The 18,319-nt window shown below is 37.6% G+C and carries 13 protein-coding genes and 1 riboswitch; of the genes, 10 read left to right on the top strand and 3 right to left on the bottom strand.

Features of this window, described 5'->3' with window-relative positions:
* Nucleotides 1–2: 2 nt before the first annotated feature.
* From ACONDI_RS11195 to cobT, 3 genes are all read left to right on the top strand, one after another.
* Nucleotides 3–1,334, top strand: a complete 1,332-nt coding sequence (locus ACONDI_RS11195) for an MFS transporter (protein WP_241078632.1) — start codon at nt 3–5, stop codon at nt 1,332–1,334.
* Between the two features lie 69 nt (nt 1,335–1,403).
* Nucleotides 1,404–3,416, top strand: coding sequence for a DUF4127 family protein (locus ACONDI_RS11190; RefSeq protein ID WP_241078631.1), 2,013 nt, complete (start codon nt 1,404–1,406; stop codon nt 3,414–3,416).
* 154 nt (nt 3,417–3,570) lie between these two features.
* A riboswitch (cobalamin riboswitch) is annotated at nt 3,571–3,803 on the top strand.
* Nucleotides 3,804–3,904: 101 nt separating this feature from the next.
* Nucleotides 3,905–4,975 (top strand): nicotinate-nucleotide--dimethylbenzimidazole phosphoribosyltransferase, encoded by a 1,071-nt coding sequence (gene cobT / locus ACONDI_RS11185; RefSeq protein WP_241078630.1) that lies wholly within the window; start codon nt 3,905–3,907, stop codon nt 4,973–4,975.
* A gap of 136 nt (nt 4,976–5,111) precedes the next feature.
* Here the strand turns inward: cobT and ACONDI_RS11180 are convergent, their stop codons facing one another.
* Nucleotides 5,112–5,498 carry a hypothetical protein gene (locus ACONDI_RS11180; protein ID WP_241078629.1) on the bottom strand — a complete coding sequence of 129 codons (387 nt, stop codon included), beginning with the start codon at nt 5,496–5,498 and terminating at the stop codon, nt 5,112–5,114.
* 177 nt (nt 5,499–5,675) lie between these two features.
* Here ACONDI_RS11180 and lgt point away from each other — a divergent pair, with 177 nt between their 5' ends.
* The 6 genes from lgt (at nt 5,676) to ACONDI_RS11150 (ending at nt 14,056) form a co-directional block, all read left to right on the top strand.
* Complete coding sequence (gene lgt, locus ACONDI_RS11175) at nt 5,676–6,422, top strand: prolipoprotein diacylglyceryl transferase (RefSeq protein ID WP_241078628.1); 747 nt, start codon at nt 5,676–5,678, stop codon at nt 6,420–6,422.
* A gap of 282 nt (nt 6,423–6,704) precedes the next feature.
* Nucleotides 6,705–6,917, top strand: coding sequence for an FmdB family zinc ribbon protein (locus ACONDI_RS11170; protein ID WP_241078627.1), 213 nt, complete (start codon nt 6,705–6,707; stop codon nt 6,915–6,917).
* A gap of 17 nt (nt 6,918–6,934) precedes the next feature.
* A complete protein-coding gene (locus ACONDI_RS11165) occupies nt 6,935–8,932 on the top strand; it encodes a TolC family protein (RefSeq protein ID WP_241078626.1) in 1,998 nt (665 codons plus the stop codon).
* A gap of 96 nt (nt 8,933–9,028) precedes the next feature.
* Nucleotides 9,029–10,372, top strand: a complete 1,344-nt coding sequence (locus ACONDI_RS11160; RefSeq protein WP_241078625.1) for an efflux RND transporter periplasmic adaptor subunit — start codon at nt 9,029–9,031, stop codon at nt 10,370–10,372.
* Complete coding sequence (locus tag ACONDI_RS11155; protein ID WP_241078624.1) at nt 10,369–13,479, top strand: efflux RND transporter permease subunit; 3,111 nt, start codon at nt 10,369–10,371, stop codon at nt 13,477–13,479. Before ACONDI_RS11160 ends, ACONDI_RS11155 begins: the two co-directional genes overlap by 4 nt.
* Nucleotides 13,469–14,056, top strand: a complete 588-nt coding sequence (locus ACONDI_RS11150) for a TetR/AcrR family transcriptional regulator (protein ID WP_241078623.1) — start codon at nt 13,469–13,471, stop codon at nt 14,054–14,056. Before ACONDI_RS11155 ends, ACONDI_RS11150 begins: the two co-directional genes overlap by 11 nt.
* 93 nt (nt 14,057–14,149) lie before the next feature.
* Here ACONDI_RS11150 and ACONDI_RS11145 read toward each other — a convergent pair whose 3' ends face one another.
* On the bottom strand, nt 14,150–14,983 hold the full coding sequence (locus ACONDI_RS11145) for a glycine betaine ABC transporter substrate-binding protein (RefSeq protein ID WP_241078622.1): 834 nt from the start codon (nt 14,981–14,983) through the stop codon (nt 14,150–14,152).
* Nucleotides 14,984–15,293: 310 nt separating this feature from the next.
* Nucleotides 15,294–16,034 (bottom strand): hypothetical protein, encoded by a 741-nt coding sequence (locus ACONDI_RS11140; RefSeq protein ID WP_241078621.1) that lies wholly within the window; start codon nt 16,032–16,034, stop codon nt 15,294–15,296.
* A gap of 327 nt (nt 16,035–16,361) precedes the next feature.
* Between ACONDI_RS11140 and ACONDI_RS11135 the strand changes: the two genes are divergently transcribed.
* A complete protein-coding gene (locus tag ACONDI_RS11135; RefSeq protein ID WP_241078620.1) occupies nt 16,362–18,296 on the top strand; it encodes a DUF294 nucleotidyltransferase-like domain-containing protein in 1,935 nt (644 codons plus the stop codon).
* The last annotated feature ends 23 nt before the right edge of the window (nt 18,297–18,319 follow it).

Here is an 18,319-nt window from a genome sequence, read left to right as displayed (position 1 = left end):
AAATGGGTTATTATGTTGAAAAAGTAGGCCAAAAAATAAAAGGTAATACCTGGTTTATATTGATGATTATATCCACTGCTTATATAGCTACAGTGCTTAATATGCAGGGGATAAAGACCATTATGCCCTTTATTACAGAGGAGTTTGTCCTTACAAGGGCCCAGGCGGGATTATATTCTACTTTCTTTTTTGCTAGTGCTACGGCTATTGCCCTTTTTAGCGGTAAGATTGTCGATATAATAGGGCCTAGGAAGGGCTTGATGCTTGGTGCATTAAGCATGGGAGGGCTTATGGTCTTTCATACTTTCGTGCCGGGATATATTTTTATGCTTATCCTTGCCTTTTTTGCAGGGATAGGATTTAGCCTTGTTACTCCTGCTGCAAATAAAGGTGTTATGGAACTTGTTTCTCCTAAGAAAAGAGCTGTATCTATGGGGATAGTCCATGCAGGTGGTGGTGTTGGCGGCTTCATGGCTGCAATGCTTCTACCTTATATTGGGGCGTTATATGGGTGGAGAGTTTCTTTATTTTTGTCAGGTGGAGCGGCTGTATTTATCGGTGTTTTGATTTTTTATTTTTACAATTCCGATAGGGCAACAAGTGGTAAGGCTTCTAATGTAAGAAAAAACCCTGCTGTTGTTGATAGGGATGCAGGTAAAGATGCAGGCAAAAAAATAAGCTTTAAAGAAGATATAATCTCTCTTATTAAAAATAGATTTCTGATATCTTTTGGTGCTATGGGATTTATTTTTGGTGCTGGGATAAGCTCTATTAGTACCCATTATACTATATTTGCTGGACAGGATATGGGTATATCACAGGGGTTTGTTGGAGCGCCTCTTGCTTTATTTCAGATCGGGGGTATGTTTGGTCAACCTGGCTGGGGATATATAAATGAGAATTTTTTTGGTGGAGATAGAAGAAAAGGTCTTTTTGTACAGGGGCTTTTGATTTCCTTTGTCTTGTTGATGACAAGTATATTGGTATACGTATTTTCCTTTGGACTTGTTGGAGGGTTGGTATTCTCATTTTTTATGGGATTTTTTGTCTTAGGTATTCCTGGAGTTTATTTTACCGCTGTTGGCGAGCTTGTCCCTGAAAATCAAAATGGGACCGCTACAAGCCTTGCATTAATTTTTCTTAGATTTGGGGTTATTATAGTTCCGCCTATATTTGGTTACATTGCTGATGTATTTGGTAGTTATCAGTTTAGCTGGATAGTACTTAGTGGTCTAGTATTCATCCTTACAATGTTATTTTATTTTACAAGTAAGGGTGCCATGGAGCGGATCAGATTAATGGAAGAGGAAAAATCAAAGAAAAATACCATTTGATATAATTGATAAAATAATTTTGAATTTGAATAATCTATCTTAAGGGGTAGTAAAGGGGTAATCACAAAGATGCAAAATAGAAACCAAAATCAAACACAACAACATAGCAATCAAAACAATCATAACAATCAAAACAATCAAAGCAAAATAAGAAGCAGTATAATTAAAAAAATTGTTCTTTTTGTAATAGTGCTTTTTGGTATTTTTGGGATTATTAGTTCTTTTGGCAGTGATGATTATGTGGATGAAAATATTGTGCTGTTGGCCTTAGATGATAGACCTGCTAATACCTTTGTTCCAGAGAAGACTGCCAAGGTAAGTGGTGGGGTAAATATTAATACCATGCCAGAGGAATTAATGGAAGAGATTTCGCCAAAGGATGAGGGGTTTGACAGCGAGTTAATAGAGAAGATAGGGGATTTTTTGAAAAATAAAGGGTATGGAGAGTTAAATGAAGCTGATGAGGCTTTTGGCCATGACGGGGAGGTTGATGCCTTTGTAATATCTGCGGATATGCTCTTTTTTGGCGGGCTTGTCTCTTCTAGAAATGTAGAGCCTAATATTGACAAAGAAGAAAGGATTAAAAAAGGAACCAATATACTAAAAGAACTTAAAGAGATATATCCTGATGCTGAAGTTTATGTCTATTCTTCGATCCAAAGGTTGGCACCTACTTTTGCTGGGGATGTGGATGATGATCTTTATAATGATATTAGGTACTGGGCGATAAATTATGACAGGGTCCATAATGAGGGAAAAGTTGAGTACACTGCAAATCTTGAGAGGTTAGAAAATAGAATCCCGGATGGTATTTTGAAGGGCTATATTAATTCTAGGGAGATGAATCAAAGGATAAATCTCAAGCTCTTAGAGCTATTAGATGATGATTATATAGATTATATGGTAATATCCCAAGACGATGCGGCAGATTATGGTCTTCATAGAGTGGAGCAAAAAGAGATTGAAGAGAAGAAGAGTTCTCTTAATATAGAAGACAAAATTGAAATTTTCCCAGGAACTGATGAAGTGGATGGGATTTTGATCTCTAGATATATTAATAAGGCTTATGATAGAGAGCCTTTGTTTTATCCGATATATCCTGAAGTACCAGAAATTATAAAAGACAATATTGATCCAGAATATTATGATCCAGAAGAGTGGATCCCTCTTCTAGAAGATATCCCCCTTGAAAAAAATATAGAAGCACGTATTAATGCCCTTGGGGGAGAGCTTGTAGATGATAGAGAAAAAGCAGATATCCTTTTATTTGTTAATAATTTAAACTGCGGTTGTGGTGAGATGACAGAGGACCTTGTAAAAAGGCTTAAGAGACAAATAGAACTTGATGAAGATGAAAAAATAGAAGTAAGGGATGAATTAACAGAGAGTATAAAAGAATTTGCTAGAGAGATATCATACAATCTCAATATGGGTAGGTATGCGGCAGTTTCTGATGTTGGAAAGCTAAATGGAGGATGTAAGACCTTTGTTGAAGGTTTACTAGAAGAAGTGGAACTTTTTGACCTTCTGTCATACAGCGGTTGGAATACTGCTGGGAACAGTCTTGGTCAGTCCCTTGCCCAGGCAAATAACAGGCATTTTTATATTTTGGCAGGTAGTGAAGATATTGAATATGAAGATAGATACTATCTTGATAATGACTCTAAGCTCCTTGGGGCTAGAGCTCAGGCAAGTCTGATCTTTCATAGATTTTCTAAAGACTATCTATATGCAGGTGGATTTCGTAAAGAAGTAATAGATTATATGGGTGAATTAGAAGATAATGATGGAGATCAGCATGACCTTGGTGAAGATTACGATAAGATTAAAGATTATTTTGATGATAAATTTAGGGGTGAGTTAGAAGAGTTTTATGAAGATTATTTTGATGGTAGGAGATTAGCTTTAGGGGATAGTGGGGACTGTGATTGTTGTGAAGGCTTTTGCAGTCTTGGTCTTGATGAGGGTGATCAGCCTGGTTATGTACTAAAAAGTTTGTCAAAGTTAGAGATTAACTTGCCCTGGAGAAGGTTGTTTGAGGTAGATATAACCCCAGAATTTGTAATAGAAAGAGAAGGGTAAGGATAGTATCGTAAATAATGGATTTTTGCTGGTTTTATGAAGTTTTTCTGAAGTTGACATTTTAGCTGTGGTATTGCTAAAATAAAATAGTGAAAATGTAACAGTGAAAATACATTTGAAAATATTACAATTGATTCTTACACTAGCGAATCAACAATTTAATATCCAAAAAGGTCCCCTCTCTTGGGGATAATAGGGAAGCCGGGCTTTTAACCGGCGCGGTCCCGCCGCTGTAATCGAGGACGAACCCCCATCATGCCACTGGCATCTACTCCTAATTAAAGTTATGCTAGGGAGAGTTAAGGTAAAGGAGAACAAAGGTGCTTGGGAAGGCGGGGAAGTAGGGAGAATCGAAGCCAGAAGACCTGCCTTTTTGGTGAGGGCGATAGTTACCCTAAGGATGATGGTAAAGTTCTTGGGCTCATTTTCTAATGGGCTCCAAGAACTTTTTTTATTTTCATTAAAACAAATTTAGGAGGTCGATAAAATTGAGTGAAAAGCTTAAAGATGTTCTTGATGATGTTATTGAAGGGATAGAGCCTTTGGATGAAGAGGCTATGAAAAAGGCACAGGAGAGGCTAGATGATCTGACAAAACCCCCTGGAAGCCTTGGAGTACTTGAAGAACTTGCCAAAAAGCTGGCTGGAATATACAAAGAGCCTATTCCTTCCCTTAAAAAGAAGGCAGGAGTTTTGATGGCAGCAGATCATGGTGTGGTTGAAGAGAAGGTGTCTGCTTTTCCTAAAGAAGTTACTGCCCAGATGGTGCAAAACTTTGCTGGTGAAGGTGCAGCAATTAATGTTTTGTCAAATCATGAAGGAGTAGAGCTTACATTAGTTGACGTTGGGGTTTATGAAGATATATCTGATATCGACAAGGTACTGCATAGAAAGGTTGCACCAGGGACTAAGAATATGGCTAAAGAACCAGCTATGACAAAAGATGAGGCTTTAAAGGCTATGCAGGTAGGTTTTGAAATAGCTGAAAAGTTCAGTGATGATGGTGTAGGAATTGTCTCTACAGGCGAGATGGGTATAGGTAATACCACTCCTAGTGCTGCAATAATATATTTATATGGAGATGCTCCCATTCGCCAAGTAGTTGGACGGGGGACAGGTGTTGAAGATGACAGGTTAGAGAATAAGATTAAGGCCATTGAAAAGGCTATAGAAGTTAACAGTCCTGATCCAGATGATCCTTTAGATGTGCTTTCGAAAATAGGTGGCCTTGAGATAGCAGGGTTGTGCGGTGTGTTTTTGGGCTGTGCAAGTAAAAGAATTCCTGTGATGATAGATGGATTTATTTCGGGAGCGGCTGCTGTTATGGCTTCTAAGTTTTGTGAGGGTAGTGTTAATTACATGATAGGGTCGCACTTGTCCAAAGAGCCTGGACATAATGTAATGTTATCCCTTCTTGGGATTAAGCCTATGTTTAGTATGGATATGAGACTTGGTGAGGGAACAGGGGCTGTCCTTGCCATGAACTCTGTTGAGGCAGCTGTGAAGATTATTAATGAGATGGCTACCTTTTCAGATGCTGGTGTCAGTAAAGATGAATAGTAAATTTTGGCAATTAGTATCTAACTAGCAATTGATATCTCAAATGGTTAATATAAGTTTGCTTTGGTTTGTCTCCCATAAAAACTAACTTATGGGAGACAAACCATAAAGCTATACTCGTTATGCTAGAAGGCTGTTACCTTGTGTAATAACCACCGTCTGAAGGTCTGTCTCTGTCATCTTTTTTATCATCCTGTTTATCATGGCCAGAGGTTTTTTCTTTTTCTTCTTCTAGCAGTTTACCTGCCTGTTTTTTAAAATTATCTGCTTTTTCTTTTTCTCTTTGGCCTTCCGGGGTATTTAGTATTAGTCTTCCTTCCCTGATCCATTTTTTTATGTATTTTCCTTCTACCCCTGTTTCAGAAATAATCTGATTGATGGTGTTACTTGGATTTTCTTCAATATATTCTTTAACTTTTTCAAACATGTTTTCAGCACATCTTTCACAAATTTCTTTATTTGCTTCAGCAAAGAAAGCGTTTTTGCATTTTTCACAGAGAAGGTTGTTAAATTCTTCGTTCATAAATAAAAACTCCTTTCAAATAACTATACTAAATAAATAACTACCTCTTTTCAAAAATAATAAAAAGTAATAAAATAAAAAAGCGAAGTATTATTATAAGGTGTAGTTAGAAATTATATAACATAAATGGTTATTTGGGAAGAAATAAACGGTAAATAAAAGAAAAGAGGGATACGATTGCGTCCTGAATTAATTGAGATAGGTGGAATGGCTATTTACTCCTACGGAGTTATGATTGCCATTGCGTTTGTGGTGGGAATTTTTTATGCGCTAAAGCAGGCGCCAAAAGAAGGATTTAAAGAAGATCATATATTAGAAGTTTTGATACTTGTAATAGTCCTTGCAGCACTTGGATCTAGGTTTATTTTTGTAGCGAGAAACTTTGAATTTTACAGGCATGAGTTCATGTGGGGGATGCTTGGCTTTAGAGATGGTGGGCTTGTCTTTCATGGAGGATTTATCTTTGCAGCACTTGGTGTTTTGGCTTACAGTTATTACAGGAAGTATTCTTTTTTTAGGCTGATGGATCTTGGGGTTATTCTTGTTGCTATTGGGTATCCCATAACCAGGATAGGATGTTTTCTAAATGGATGCTGTTATGGTTTGCCAAGTGATTTGCCATGGGCTGTAGTCTATCCGGCGGTAGATGATATCAGCAGACACCCTGCTCAGCTTTATTCGAGCCTTTTGATGGTAGTGGTACTTGTTATCCTTTTATATTTACGTAAGCATAAGTACTTTGATGGATATTTACTTTCCTGGTTTTTGGTGCTTTATGGCATATATAGATTTGTTGTGGAATTTGTCAGGGTGAACCCTGAAATGATGTGGGGATTAACTGCACCCCAGGTAGTGGCTTTAGGCTTTGTTGTGGTTGGTGTTTTGATACTTGCTATTCAGAGAAGAAGATATAGTGTTAAGTAGAATTAAGGAGAATATATGTAATTATGTAAAGTAGATATAGATAATAATGATATAATTATGTAAGTGTAGATTAGGAAGTTTAGTGATCCATTTTTTGGTGTTGATGTTGGTGTTAGTGTGAGTGTTGTTGCAGTGTTAATGTAGATAAAATGTGGTAGATTTATTTTTGGTTTTGAGGTAGACTTATTTTGTAGATAGGATTAAAATTAAAAATGTAAATGGTTTTAAGATTTTTTGTGAAATTATGTAATCTACGTTAACATGAAGGAGGGTTTAGAATATATGCCGAATTATGATTTCAAATGTGAAGAGTGCAGCAGTAAATTTTCTAAGAGGATATCTTATGAAAGAAGAGATGAAGTGTGCTGTAAGGAGTGTGGTTCAGATAAAACAAAACAGATTTTTACCTCTGTAATGGTTAAAGGAGGCAAAAGTTCTGGAGGAAATAGTGGTAGCAGTGGTTGTGGCACCTGTAGTGGGGGAAGCTGCTGCTAAATGAGGAGGGTTAACTGGTGAAGAAGTTATTACTTATGATTTTCGTTGTCGGGTTATTGTCTGTCTTTATAATAATGCCTGGTGTTATGGCAGAGGAAGAAAACAATGATAATGATGAAGAAGAAAAAGAAGAAGTAAAAGAAAATAATGATGAAAATGAAAAAGAGGATGATAACTATGAGGTAAGTATTGAAGATTTATTTGAAGTGGTGGATGAAGAAAAGGATACTTTTGGGGTAGAAAAGGATGAAGAAGAGACAGGCGCGTACTATCGAAGACTAACTCTTGAAGGCGCTAGAGACATCGTACTAAACTCACCTCAGGCATTGCAGGCTGAGCTAGGCCTTGAAATGGCGGATATTGGTGTTGACATGGCAGAAGAACAATATCAAGACATGAAAGAGATGAGAGAAGATATTGATGATCTAATAGATGACTTGGAAGAAGAAAAAAAGCGTCTTGAAGATGAAGAAATGAAGGAAGCAGAAGATAACCTAGTTGAGGCAGTTGAGGAGTTATATGAGGTGTTAGATGAGGAAGCGATGCCTGAAATGGAAGATGTGATTGCGGGAATGATAGATGATGCTGTACAAGAAGCAGTTGATGAAGCAATAGAAGAAGCAATGGAGGAACAATTTGGAGACGTAACACAGGAGGAAAGTAGCGGTGATGGATCGGGGAGTAATGGAGAAGGTGATATAGGAATAGATGATGAGGTATATGAGGAGTTGATTGATAAAACAGCTCCTGTTATGACTGAAATTGCAAACCTATCGGCTATACAAATGCAAATTGCCATGTTTGATCAATTACTTGATGCTACTGATGAGATGGATTACGAAGATATGCTTGACGATATGGTTGCTGAAGCCGAGCAGGGAAAAAGAGAAACAAAGCAAGAAAGAGATATTGCATATATGGAGTGGGAAGAAATTGGGAAGAAGGAATTGAAGTTTGGTGCAGAAAGTATGTATATAGGATTACTTGTTATGGATGAACAGTTAGAAACAGCAAAAATGAATTTAGCTAATGTAGAAAGAACTATAAAACAAGAAGAAGCAAGAAAAAATGCTGGTTTGAGCACGGACCTCTCAGTGGATGCATTGAAACTTCAAAAAAATGAAATAGAAGATAATATAGAAAGCCTACAAAACAGTAGAGATGATTTGAAAAGAGAGTTTTTAAGTTTTATAGGTGTTGATATGGATGAAACAGTTTATTTAGAACCAATTTCTTTTGACTTAGAGGACTTTGAAGAGAGTTTTAATTTTGAACAGAGTCTTGATTATGCTAAGTATGCAGGTAATGAGATTAGGCTTCAAGAGAAAAAAGTTGAATTTGCAGAAGATAACTTGGATTTTGCAGCGAATGAACATGGTGTAGATTCGGATTCCTATAGGATGTACGGAGTTGAGCTAGAACAAGCTGAATTAGACAAGGAAGTTACCAGGGAAGATATTGAAAAATCAATGAATGAAAATTATAATGCATTCAATGAAGCTATGAATGATTATAGACTTGCAGAAGAAGGGTTAGACCTTCAAGTGGAGTCAGTCAAGGCAGATAAAATAATGATAGAGAATGGTATGATTACAGAAAATGATTATCTTGACAGCCTTACAGAATTAAATGAGACAATTAGTTTGATAGAACAGGCAAAATTTCAAGCATATCTTGCCAAAAGAGAGCTTATACATTTAGATGAAGAAGGAATTGTATTAGATGCTGGCGGTGATATGGATATGGAACAGGATATGGAAGACGGAATGGCCCCAGAAGGCCCTGATATGGAAGATTCTGATGAGATGGACGACATGGAAGATGATGGTATGGATTCTGGTATGGATATGGATCCAGGTATGAATCAAGACGGGCCAGAGTCTGGAAGTTTTAACACGGCTCCTGGAATGAATCAGGATCAGGATTTTGATTTTGGGCCTGAGGATCCTGGTACAGGAGATTCTGGTATGGGTCCTGGCATGGAAGATGGAGATATGGATTCTTTTAGCCCATAATTTTGGGCTTTTACTTTGACTGTAGCCGACTGACCAGTCGGCCGGAAAAGATGGAAGGAAAGGAGACATATAGTTAAAATGGGAGAGGATAACTCAATGAGTAATAACAATAAAAAAGAATTAAATGAGAAAGAAGAACTAAATGAGGAAATTAAAGAGAAGAAGACGCAGAAAAAAAGGAATATTATTATTAGCTTGGTTGTTCTTCTTGTATTGTTTTTGGCCGGGGGAGGATATTACTTGTCTGGTGAGGTTAGAGAAACAGTAGCAGATGAAGAAAAAGAAGAAGAACCACCACTTGTTGAAGCAGAGCCTATCCACAGAGATAATCTTCAAAAAACAGCTTCTCTGACTGGAAATGTCGAACCAGATGATACAGTGATGGTTATACCTCAGCTTTCTGGTGAGATTGAATCCATCCATGTAGAAGAGGGCGATAGAGTGGAAGAAGGGGAACTTCTCATGACTATTGATGATCATGATTATAGACTACAGCTAGAAGAAGCTCAGTCAGCAAGAGATGCTGCTCAGGCTCAGCTAGATGAGGCTGAGGCAGGACCAAGGGATGCCGAAGTTACAGAGATGGAGACAACGCTAAATATGGCAAAGGATCAAGAAGAGCAGATGGAAAAAGAATTTGAAAGAATAGAATCACTTCATGAAGAAGGGTTTGTTTCTGACCAGGAATTAGAACAGGCAGAAATGCAGTACAAAAATGCTAAAGAGCAGGCAAAAGCGGCTGAGGCTGCAATGGATGCAGTAGAAGAAGGGGCAAGAGAAGAACAGCTAAGGGCACTTAGGTCTCAGGTGAACCAGGCTGATGTTGGGGTTAGACTTGCCCAGCAGACTCTTGACAGGGCGCAGGTAGAGGCCCCTGGAAGTGGCACGATTGCTTCTCTTGATGTTAGTGAAGGGGATATGGCTGATACAGCCTCCCCATCAATGATTCTTATTGATACAGATGTGGTAATTGTTAATGCTGTAGTTCCAGAAACATATATCAATAATGTGAATGCAGGGCAAGATGTACTGGTAAATGTTCCTTCCGCCAGGGAAGAACCTTATGAAAACACTATTCAGCGTATTGGTGATATGCCGCCTGAAGATGGCAGGGGATATCCTATAGAGGTCGTTATCCCAAATGAAGAAGGTTTACTTCGAGCAGGAATGTTTAGCCGCCTTGAAGTAGTGGTTGATTCTAGCGAAGATGTGATAGTAGTTCCTCGTAATGCAATATTGGAAGAGGACGGCGAATCAGGAGTATATGTTGTAGAAGATGAAGGAGGGCAATACGTTGTGGATTTTCGCATAATAGAAACAGGTATTGCTGAGGATGGTATGATAGAGGTTGTAGATGGGTTAGATGAAGGAGAAAGAGTTATTACTGCCGGTCTAAGTGATGTTGGTCCAGGAGATGAAGTGAGGTTGAATAACTCATGAATTTATCAAAGCTTGGAATTAAAAGACCAGTTACGGTTATGATGGTAGTATTGATAATTCTTTTGCTTGCTACAATCTCTGTTACTATGATTCCCATAGACCTTTATCCTGACATGGAACTTCCCGTGCTCTTGGTAATGGTTGATTACGAAGGTGCCGGACCAGGTGAAGTAGAAAATATGGTGACTTCTCCTTTGGAGGAAGGATTATCGACAGTAGATAACTTGAGTGGGATATCGTCTACATCTAGTTCCGGTCAGAGCACTATAATACTCGAATTTGACTGGGGTACGGATATGGATTTTGCCTCACTTGATGTACGGGAAGTTGTCGATATGACAATAGATCAACTTCCCGATGATGTGGGGAACCCTACAGTAATGCAGATAGACCCTGATATGTTACCGATAATTCAGGCTGGTATAAGCGGTAATATGAGTCATGAAGAATTGACGGATTTGGCTGAAGGTGTTGTGCAGAGTAGGCTTGAAAGATTAGAAGGCGTTGCTTCTGTTGACACGATGGGTGGATTAGAGAGGGAGATTGATCTAAGGGTCGACCCTTACAAGCTTTCTAGTTATGGGCTGACATACAATGATGTATCCGAGGTAATCCAGGCTACAAACATTGATATTACTGGTGGAGATGTAGTAGAAGGGGGATTTGAATACTCTGTTAAGGTAGAGGGTGAATTTGAATCACCAGAAGAAATAGAAGGCTTAATAGTCGGACAGACTGAGAGTGGTCCTGTAAGGTTCTCGCAAATAGGTTATGTCGAGGATGAGTTAAAAGAGATGGAGCCAATAACCAGAATGAATGGAGAACCTACAGTTTCCATTGCTATCCAAACTCAAAGTGGGGCAAATACTGTACAGGTAGCACAGCTTGCTAGAGCCGAGATGGAAGCTATGGAAGAAGATTTGCCCGGGGATATTAGCTTTAATATAGCTATGGACCAGAGTGTTTTTATTGAAGATGCGATAGATAGTATGTACATTACAGCAGTAATAGGTGCTATTTTAGCAGTTGTTATACTGTGGTTATTTTTGGGAAGTATAAGGCCCACCCTTGTCATCGGAATTGCGATACCAATTTCTATAGTGAGTACGTTTAACCTTCTCTATTTTATGGACTATACAATGAATATGATAACCCTTGGTGGACTAACTCTTGGTATAGGGATGGTGGTTGATAACTCTATTGTCTTGTTGGAGAATATATACCGAAAAAGAGAAGAAGGCTTAACACCGGTAGATGGAGCAATAGAGGGAAGTCAAGAAATTTCGGGTGCTATAATTGCATCAACCTTAACAACAGTTGCAGCTTTTTTACCGGCGGCTTATGCTGAAGGTATTGCAGGGATAATTTTTGAACCTCTTGCCTGGACAGTTGTTTTTGCCCTGGTTGCTTCTTTGGTAGTAGCACTTGGGCTTATCCCACTGTTGTCGGTTAAACTTTTGGGTAGAAATATCAGTGAAATTAAATCAAATATGTCTTATCTTCCTCGAAAGATGGACTCTTTTGTATCTAATACAATAGAGCGTTATACAGGAATACTAAAATGGGCTTTGACTTATCGGTTTAGAGTCATAGCGATTTTTCTTGTGATAATGGTTAGCAGTGTGTTTATGGTTCCTTTATTGGGTTTTGAGTTTTTGCCATCGGCTGACGTTGGTGAGCTAAGTGTGGATGTGACTTACCCGGTGGGAACTACTATGGAAGAAACTGATGAAAGGATGAAAGAACTCGAGGATACATTGATAGAAAATATTCCGGAAATAGATGTATTATTTTCAGAGTCCGGTGGCAGTGGTGATATGATTGCGGGTGACGGTGGCGGATCTAGACAGGGTAGTTTGTCAATTCGTCTGGTGTCTGATAGGGAGAGAGATAGGGATGCTTTTGAAATAGCAGATGAAATAAGAGAGTTGTTACCTGAAGAACCTGGAGTTGATAAGTCTGTTTCTATAGATGATATGGCCGATGAAGGCGGAGGAATGGGAGAAGATGTCACTATAGAAATACGAGGAGACGACCTGGAAGTTTTAGAAGAGTTGACTGACGATATTTCTACTAAAGCACAGAGGGTGGAAGGTGTCGCTAATACAACTTCTAACTTTGAAGATGTGACAACAGAGATAGCATTAAAGCTAGATAATGATAAAGCTTTTTCCTATGGTCTTACTACTCACGAAGTTGGGAATACTCTTAGCAGGGTAATCGATGGAGAAACTATTAGCTTTTATAGAGAAGCAGGAGAAGAATATGATATTCGCTTAGAAGCAGACTTTCCTTATGAGTTTGATGTATCAGCCTTGGAAAGAATGCTTATTGACACACCGACAGGTGAGCAGATACCTGTTGAAGAAGTAGCTAATATTGAGATGGTGGAAGCGCCAAGGCAAATAGAAAGAGAGGATCAGGTTAGAAGTGGAATTGTGGGAGTACAGATAGAAGGCAGAGATTTGGGTAGTGTAGTAGATGATATTCAGGAGGAGCTTAGCGATTATGAACTACCTGTTGGTTATACAGTTGAATATGGTGGGGCCTATAGTGATATGATGGATGCATTTACAGGGCTTTTCTTTGCTCTTGGTCTTGCAGTTATACTTGTTTATATGGTGATGGCTTCTCAATTTGAGTCTTTGCTGTATCCTTTTATAATAATGTTTACATTTCCTCAAACTTTGATAGGTGTTATTGCTGCTCTTTTGATAGGTGGTAGGCCACTTAGTATTGTAGCTTTTATAGGTGTCATAATGCTTGCCGGAATTGTTGTTAACAATGGTATTGTTATGGTCGATTATATCAATCAATTATATCACCAGCAGGGAGTAAATAGATATGACGCGATTATTCAAGCTGGGAGAATAAGGTTAAGGCCTATTCTAATGACTACACTTACAACTATCCTTGGGATGTTACCTATGGCAATGCCAATAGGAGAAGGTGCCGAAATGAGAACACCAATGGCCTCTGTAACTATTGGAGGTCTGGCGGTATCGACAGTAATAACACTGGTTCTAATCCCTGTGGTATACTCTCTATTGGATGATCTTTCACTTAGGATTAAAGAAAAGATAGGCGGTGGAGAAAGTGTCGAATAGTGACGCAGTTAAAGAAAAAGAAAAATTAATCTTGGATGCAGGATGCAAAATTTTTAGTGAAAGAAGTTTTCATGAGGTAAGAATGCAGGAAATTGCTGATTTTGCCGGTGTGGGCAAAGGTACTATTTATGAGTATTTTTCGAGTAAAGAAGATCTGTTAAACCGTATATTCAAAATGGGGGTAAAAGAGTATCAAAAGCAAATTAACTTTAAAGAGATTAAAGGGAAAGATATCTGGGAAACCCTAGAAAATCATCTTATGGCACATGTTGAATACCTTTGGGATAACAAAGAAATTGGAAGGCTTATGATTAATTCTAATCATCCATTTCAGAAAAGAATTAAAGATTGGATGGTGGATATAAGAGAAAATTTCATCAGGGATTTGGAACAAGAATTTGAGGAAGCTAAAATTAAGGGCGAGATTAAGGAAGCTAATCCAGTTCTTGCTGCGAAGATTTTTAGAGGAGTTATGATTGAAGTGATTTCACCACAGATAATAATAGAAGGCAAGAGGCCTGAGAAGGACGAAATTAAAGAGACTATTACAATATTAAAAGAAGGGTTGAAAAAATAATAAGAAGGATTAAAAAAATAGAGAGGGGCAAGATGCCCCTCTCTATTTTTTTAATTCGTAACATAGTTACACAAAAATATTTTTGATTTTAAATTACGGCAGCCAATCTTCTACTACATCCTGGTTTTCTTCTGCCCATTCAGCAGCACTACCACTTTCGTCGCCGGTGTCTTCGATCATACCCATGATCTCACCTAGTTGATCGTCAGTAATATGGAAGTTTTCTAATAGCTCATACACTTCTGGAGCATCTTCGTCAAATCCAAGTCTAGTAAGTGCGTTAATGGTTTCTTCTTCACCATATACTAGCTCTGGATCTTCTAAGAATTTAAGATCCCACTCTGCAAATTTCCAGTGAGGTGTCCAGCCAGTTACAACAATTGGCTCTTCATTTCCGATTGCAGTCTCTAGCTCAGCTGTCATACCAGCGTCACTACTCTCAACTAAGTTGAAGTCTTCAAGACTGTCGTAAGTTTCGATAGCTGATTCAGTTGCATCCATAACACCTGCGCCTGGCTCAATACCAATTATGTCATGGTCAAGGTCCTCAGCGATCTCGTCCATTTCTTCAATGCTGTCAATGTCTACATACTCTGGCACAGTTAGTCCAATTCTAGCTCCTTCATATAATGGACCTAAGTCGTCAAACTCACCTTCGTATTCTTCGTGGTAGCTCTGATGAGTTACTGGTAGCCATGCAGCTGGGAATACGTCCATGCCGCCAGCAGCTATGTCAGAGTATGCCATGCCCGCCTCTGCAGAAGTAAGGTTAACATCATAACCTAATTCTGACTCGATAACTTCAGCTAGTAGATGTGAAGTAGCTACTGCACAAGCCCATTCAACGTAAACCAAATCAACCTCTTCTCCTGCTGCTTCTTCAGGTTCACAGCCAGTAGCTGTAAAAACTGAACCTATTAAGAACACAGCAGCAAGTGCTAAGATTAAAACTTTGCTTTTCTTAATTTTGTCATCCCCCCTAAATAATAGTTAAAACTTTATAACATCCTTACCTCTATATTATATAAGCTTGTCAAAGTATTGTAAAGTAAGCCAAATCCCGACAATAACGAATATTTTACTTTAACAACCCAAATCTTTAATTTGCTAACTTTTAATTATTTGTTATATTACCATATAAACTTAAAAAATACAGAATATAACAATAATTTAATATAATAAAACAATTTAAAAAAAAAGGCCAACAACCTTATTTATTTAAGTTGCTAGCCTGTATTTATTCATCTCTTTTAAATAAACTTAAAAATCTATCTTCGTACTGTTCAAAAAGTCCCCATTTATCAAGTTCTTCTTTTAAATGGTTTGCTTCCATTTCACCATCTTTAACGCGTCGAAACATATCTTCAATTTTATTTTTGGCAGCAAGGGGTATTCCCGTGGAGTCTTTAGTTACGATTGGATAACCAGACTCATCTATTTTTATTAAGCCTTTGTCTTTAAGATCCGGGAACTGTGAAAAACGTGCACTTCTTATTACCATGTCCTGGATAAATTTCATCAAAGAAACATCCCAGTAGCCTCCAACACCCTTTATTACTGCAGTTAGTGGTTCGGAATCTCTTTCGATTTCATTTATTATTCTCTCAGAAACTTCTTCTAGGCTGCCATTTACCACATGCATTTCTTCTGCTTTCTTTTCATATCTTATAGAATAAAAGAAAGCCGCAAGATTTGGGTTTTCTTTTGCTATCATTTCTATAGCCTGGCGTGCTTTTTCGTTAAATCCTTCCATCTTAAGCATGTGGACGGGGCTCAGTACCCTTGGAGGTTCCCAGATTAACTCTCCTTTTCTTACTACTGTATCTTTAGAGTTCTGTCCTGTTAGTTCATCGCAGATAGACTCACTTAACACGTAATATCTTACGGTTGATGAACCAAAAGTATCAAGAAGCTGTTTGGGCTGATATAGTATTTCAGTTTCTTTCAAAGCCTCTCTAACCTTTTTATCGTCATCCATGGGGGGTATTCCCTCCTTTCTAATCGAAAACTAAAACTAAAAAAACTAAATCACATTCTTAAATAAAGTTATTAACCAATAAGAGATGTTATGAATATTATATCAGTCTTTTGCTGCACTTTAAATGAAAAATATTTCTACTTGTAATGATAAATTTTATTAAAAGGAATTGTCTTTTGTCAATCATTTTAATATAAGTAGGTGTCATAGAGTAAATATTTGAAAAATTTCAACAATTAATCTTGTTTGTATTCAGATTTTATTATACAATGGGTATAAACCTTTAGCTTTTAACATAATCTTACAAAGAACAAAGGGATGATGTCCTTGGCTTTTTTAAAACAAGAAACACCAAAAGATTACTTTGGAGTTCTTAAAGATGTATCTCCGTTTAGCTTTCTTGACGAAAATACTTTAAATACTGCCCTAGATAAGCTTCATATTAGAAGCTATCATGAAGGTAGTTATGTGTTTAGACAGGGTGATCAGAGTAAGGGATTATTATTTATAGTCCTATCAGGTAAAGTAGAGATACTTGTCAAAGGGGAAAATGGTGAAGAGATAAAGCAGGGGGAAAGGACACCATATAACTTCTTTGGTGAGACAGCTTTTTTCACCGATGGGCGCTATGCAGGTTCATCTAAGGTAATTGAGGAAATGAACTGTTTAGTAATAGATGAAGATACTTTTGAAGAACTTGCAGATGAAAACCCCCAGTTTTCACAATATTTTCAAAAAGAACTTGGAGAAAGAATAAAGAATCTGTACGAAAAGTTTTTGATTGAAGGAAGCGGAGGAAAGGATTTATCTGTAGATGAAGCTTCTCTTCGGACTTCAGTAAAGCAAAATATGATATCACCGGTAATAGTATGTAAAAAAGATGACACTGCAAAACGGGTTGCTGAAATTATGAGAGAACATGACGTTAGCTCTGTAGTAGTTGTAGATGACAATGAGATACCTCAGGGAATAATAACAGAGCAGGACTTAACACATAGAATTGTCGCAAATGACATTTCGCCCCAAAATGTTAAAGCTAAAGATATATCTAGTGAGCATCTTATAACTTTAGATCCAGAAGAATATATGTACAATGCTCTTATATTAATGGTTAAGCATAAAATAAAGCATATAGTAGTAACTGAAAAAGAAAAGCTAGCTGGAATTTTGACAATTAGAGACCTGGTCAAATCAAGAAAGGCTGGGGCGTTAAATATTGCTGCTAGTTTAGAAAATGCTAAGACAATTGATGACCTATTAGTGGCAAGAGATGAGATAGATAGTCTAATAGATGAGCTTATTAAAGAAAGAGCTAGTGCTAAGATGGTTTGTGAAGTTATAACAGAATTTTATGATCAACTTACAAGTAAGGTTATTCAGATATCAGAGAAGGAAATGGAAGCAGAAGGTCATGGCCCGCCGCCTGTTAATTATAGCTTTATAAATATGGGAAGTAGTGGGCGAAAAGAGCAGTTTATGAGGACTGATCAAGATAATGGAATAGTTTTTGAAGATGTATACAAACTGGACGAAAAAGAAGTTCAGGAATACTTCTTAATCCTTGGAGATAAAATTGTTGAAGGGTTAGTAAAATTAGGTTTTAAAAGATGTCCTGGAGATGTAATGGCTAATAATCCAAAATGGTGTCGTTCCTTTAAGAGCTGGAGAAATGTAGTCAAAAAGTGGGCTACTAACCCCGATGGGGAAAATGTTAGACTTATGACCATATTTTTGGATTTCAGGCATATATATGGCAAGAAACGTTACTGTGATCTATTAAAGAACTTTGTTATAAGAACTTTTAGGGAGAGTAGTGTGGCCCTACAGTTTTTAGTAAGAGATGATTTGAGAAGGAAGCCTCCAATTGGGTTTTTCAAGCAGATAAAAGCTCAAAAAGATAAGAAATATGGTGAGTGGGTAAATCTTAAAAAGTCAGCCTGCGTTCATATTGTTGATTGTTTGCGGGTGTTTTCTCTTAGAGAAGGTATAGTTTCTACAAACACTTATGAGAGGCTTGATATGCTTAAAGAAAGAAATGTCCTTTCTAAGGATGATGCTGATTTTATTCATGCTTCTTATGAAGCGCTGATGATGTTTAGAATTAAAGATAGTGTAGATAAAGTAAAACAGGGACTTGAGCCGGATAACATGGTAGCGTTAAATAAGCTTACAAAATGGGAAAAAACCATATTAAGAGAATCCCTTTTAGCTGTTGAGAGACTGCAAAATCTCACAGGATTTGCTTTTTATATCTATGGCTAATATGTATATATGTATGTAACTAC

Origin of the sequence: Natranaerofaba carboxydovora (assembly GCF_022539405.1) — a bacterium.
GTDB lineage: Bacteria > Bacillota > Natranaerobiia > Natranaerobiales > Natranaerofabaceae > Natranaerofaba > Natranaerofaba carboxydovora.
Note: the sequence above shows the minus strand (reverse complement) of the source record. Positions and strands in the feature narration are given on the sequence as shown.

Bases quoted from the DNA above. Each gene is read 5' to 3' on its own strand.
- ACONDI_RS11195 (WP_241078632.1), top strand. From the start codon at position 3: ATGGGTTATTATGTTGAAAAAGTAGGCCAAAAAATAAAAGGTAATACC.
- ACONDI_RS11190 (WP_241078631.1), top strand. From the start codon at position 1,404: ATGCAAAATAGAAACCAAAATCAAACACAACAACATAGCAATCAAAAC.
- ACONDI_RS11180 (WP_241078629.1), bottom strand. From the start codon at position 5,498: ATGAACGAAGAATTTAACAACCTTCTCTGTGAAAAATGCAAAAACGCT.
- ACONDI_RS11170 (WP_241078627.1), top strand. From the start codon at position 6,705: ATGCCGAATTATGATTTCAAATGTGAAGAGTGCAGCAGTAAATTTTCT.
- ACONDI_RS11160 (WP_241078625.1), top strand. From the start codon at position 9,029: ATGAGTAATAACAATAAAAAAGAATTAAATGAGAAAGAAGAACTAAAT.
- ACONDI_RS11155 (WP_241078624.1), top strand. From the start codon at position 10,369: ATGAATTTATCAAAGCTTGGAATTAAAAGACCAGTTACGGTTATGATG.
- ACONDI_RS11140 (WP_241078621.1), bottom strand. From the start codon at position 16,034: ATGGATGACGATAAAAAGGTTAGAGAGGCTTTGAAAGAAACTGAAATA.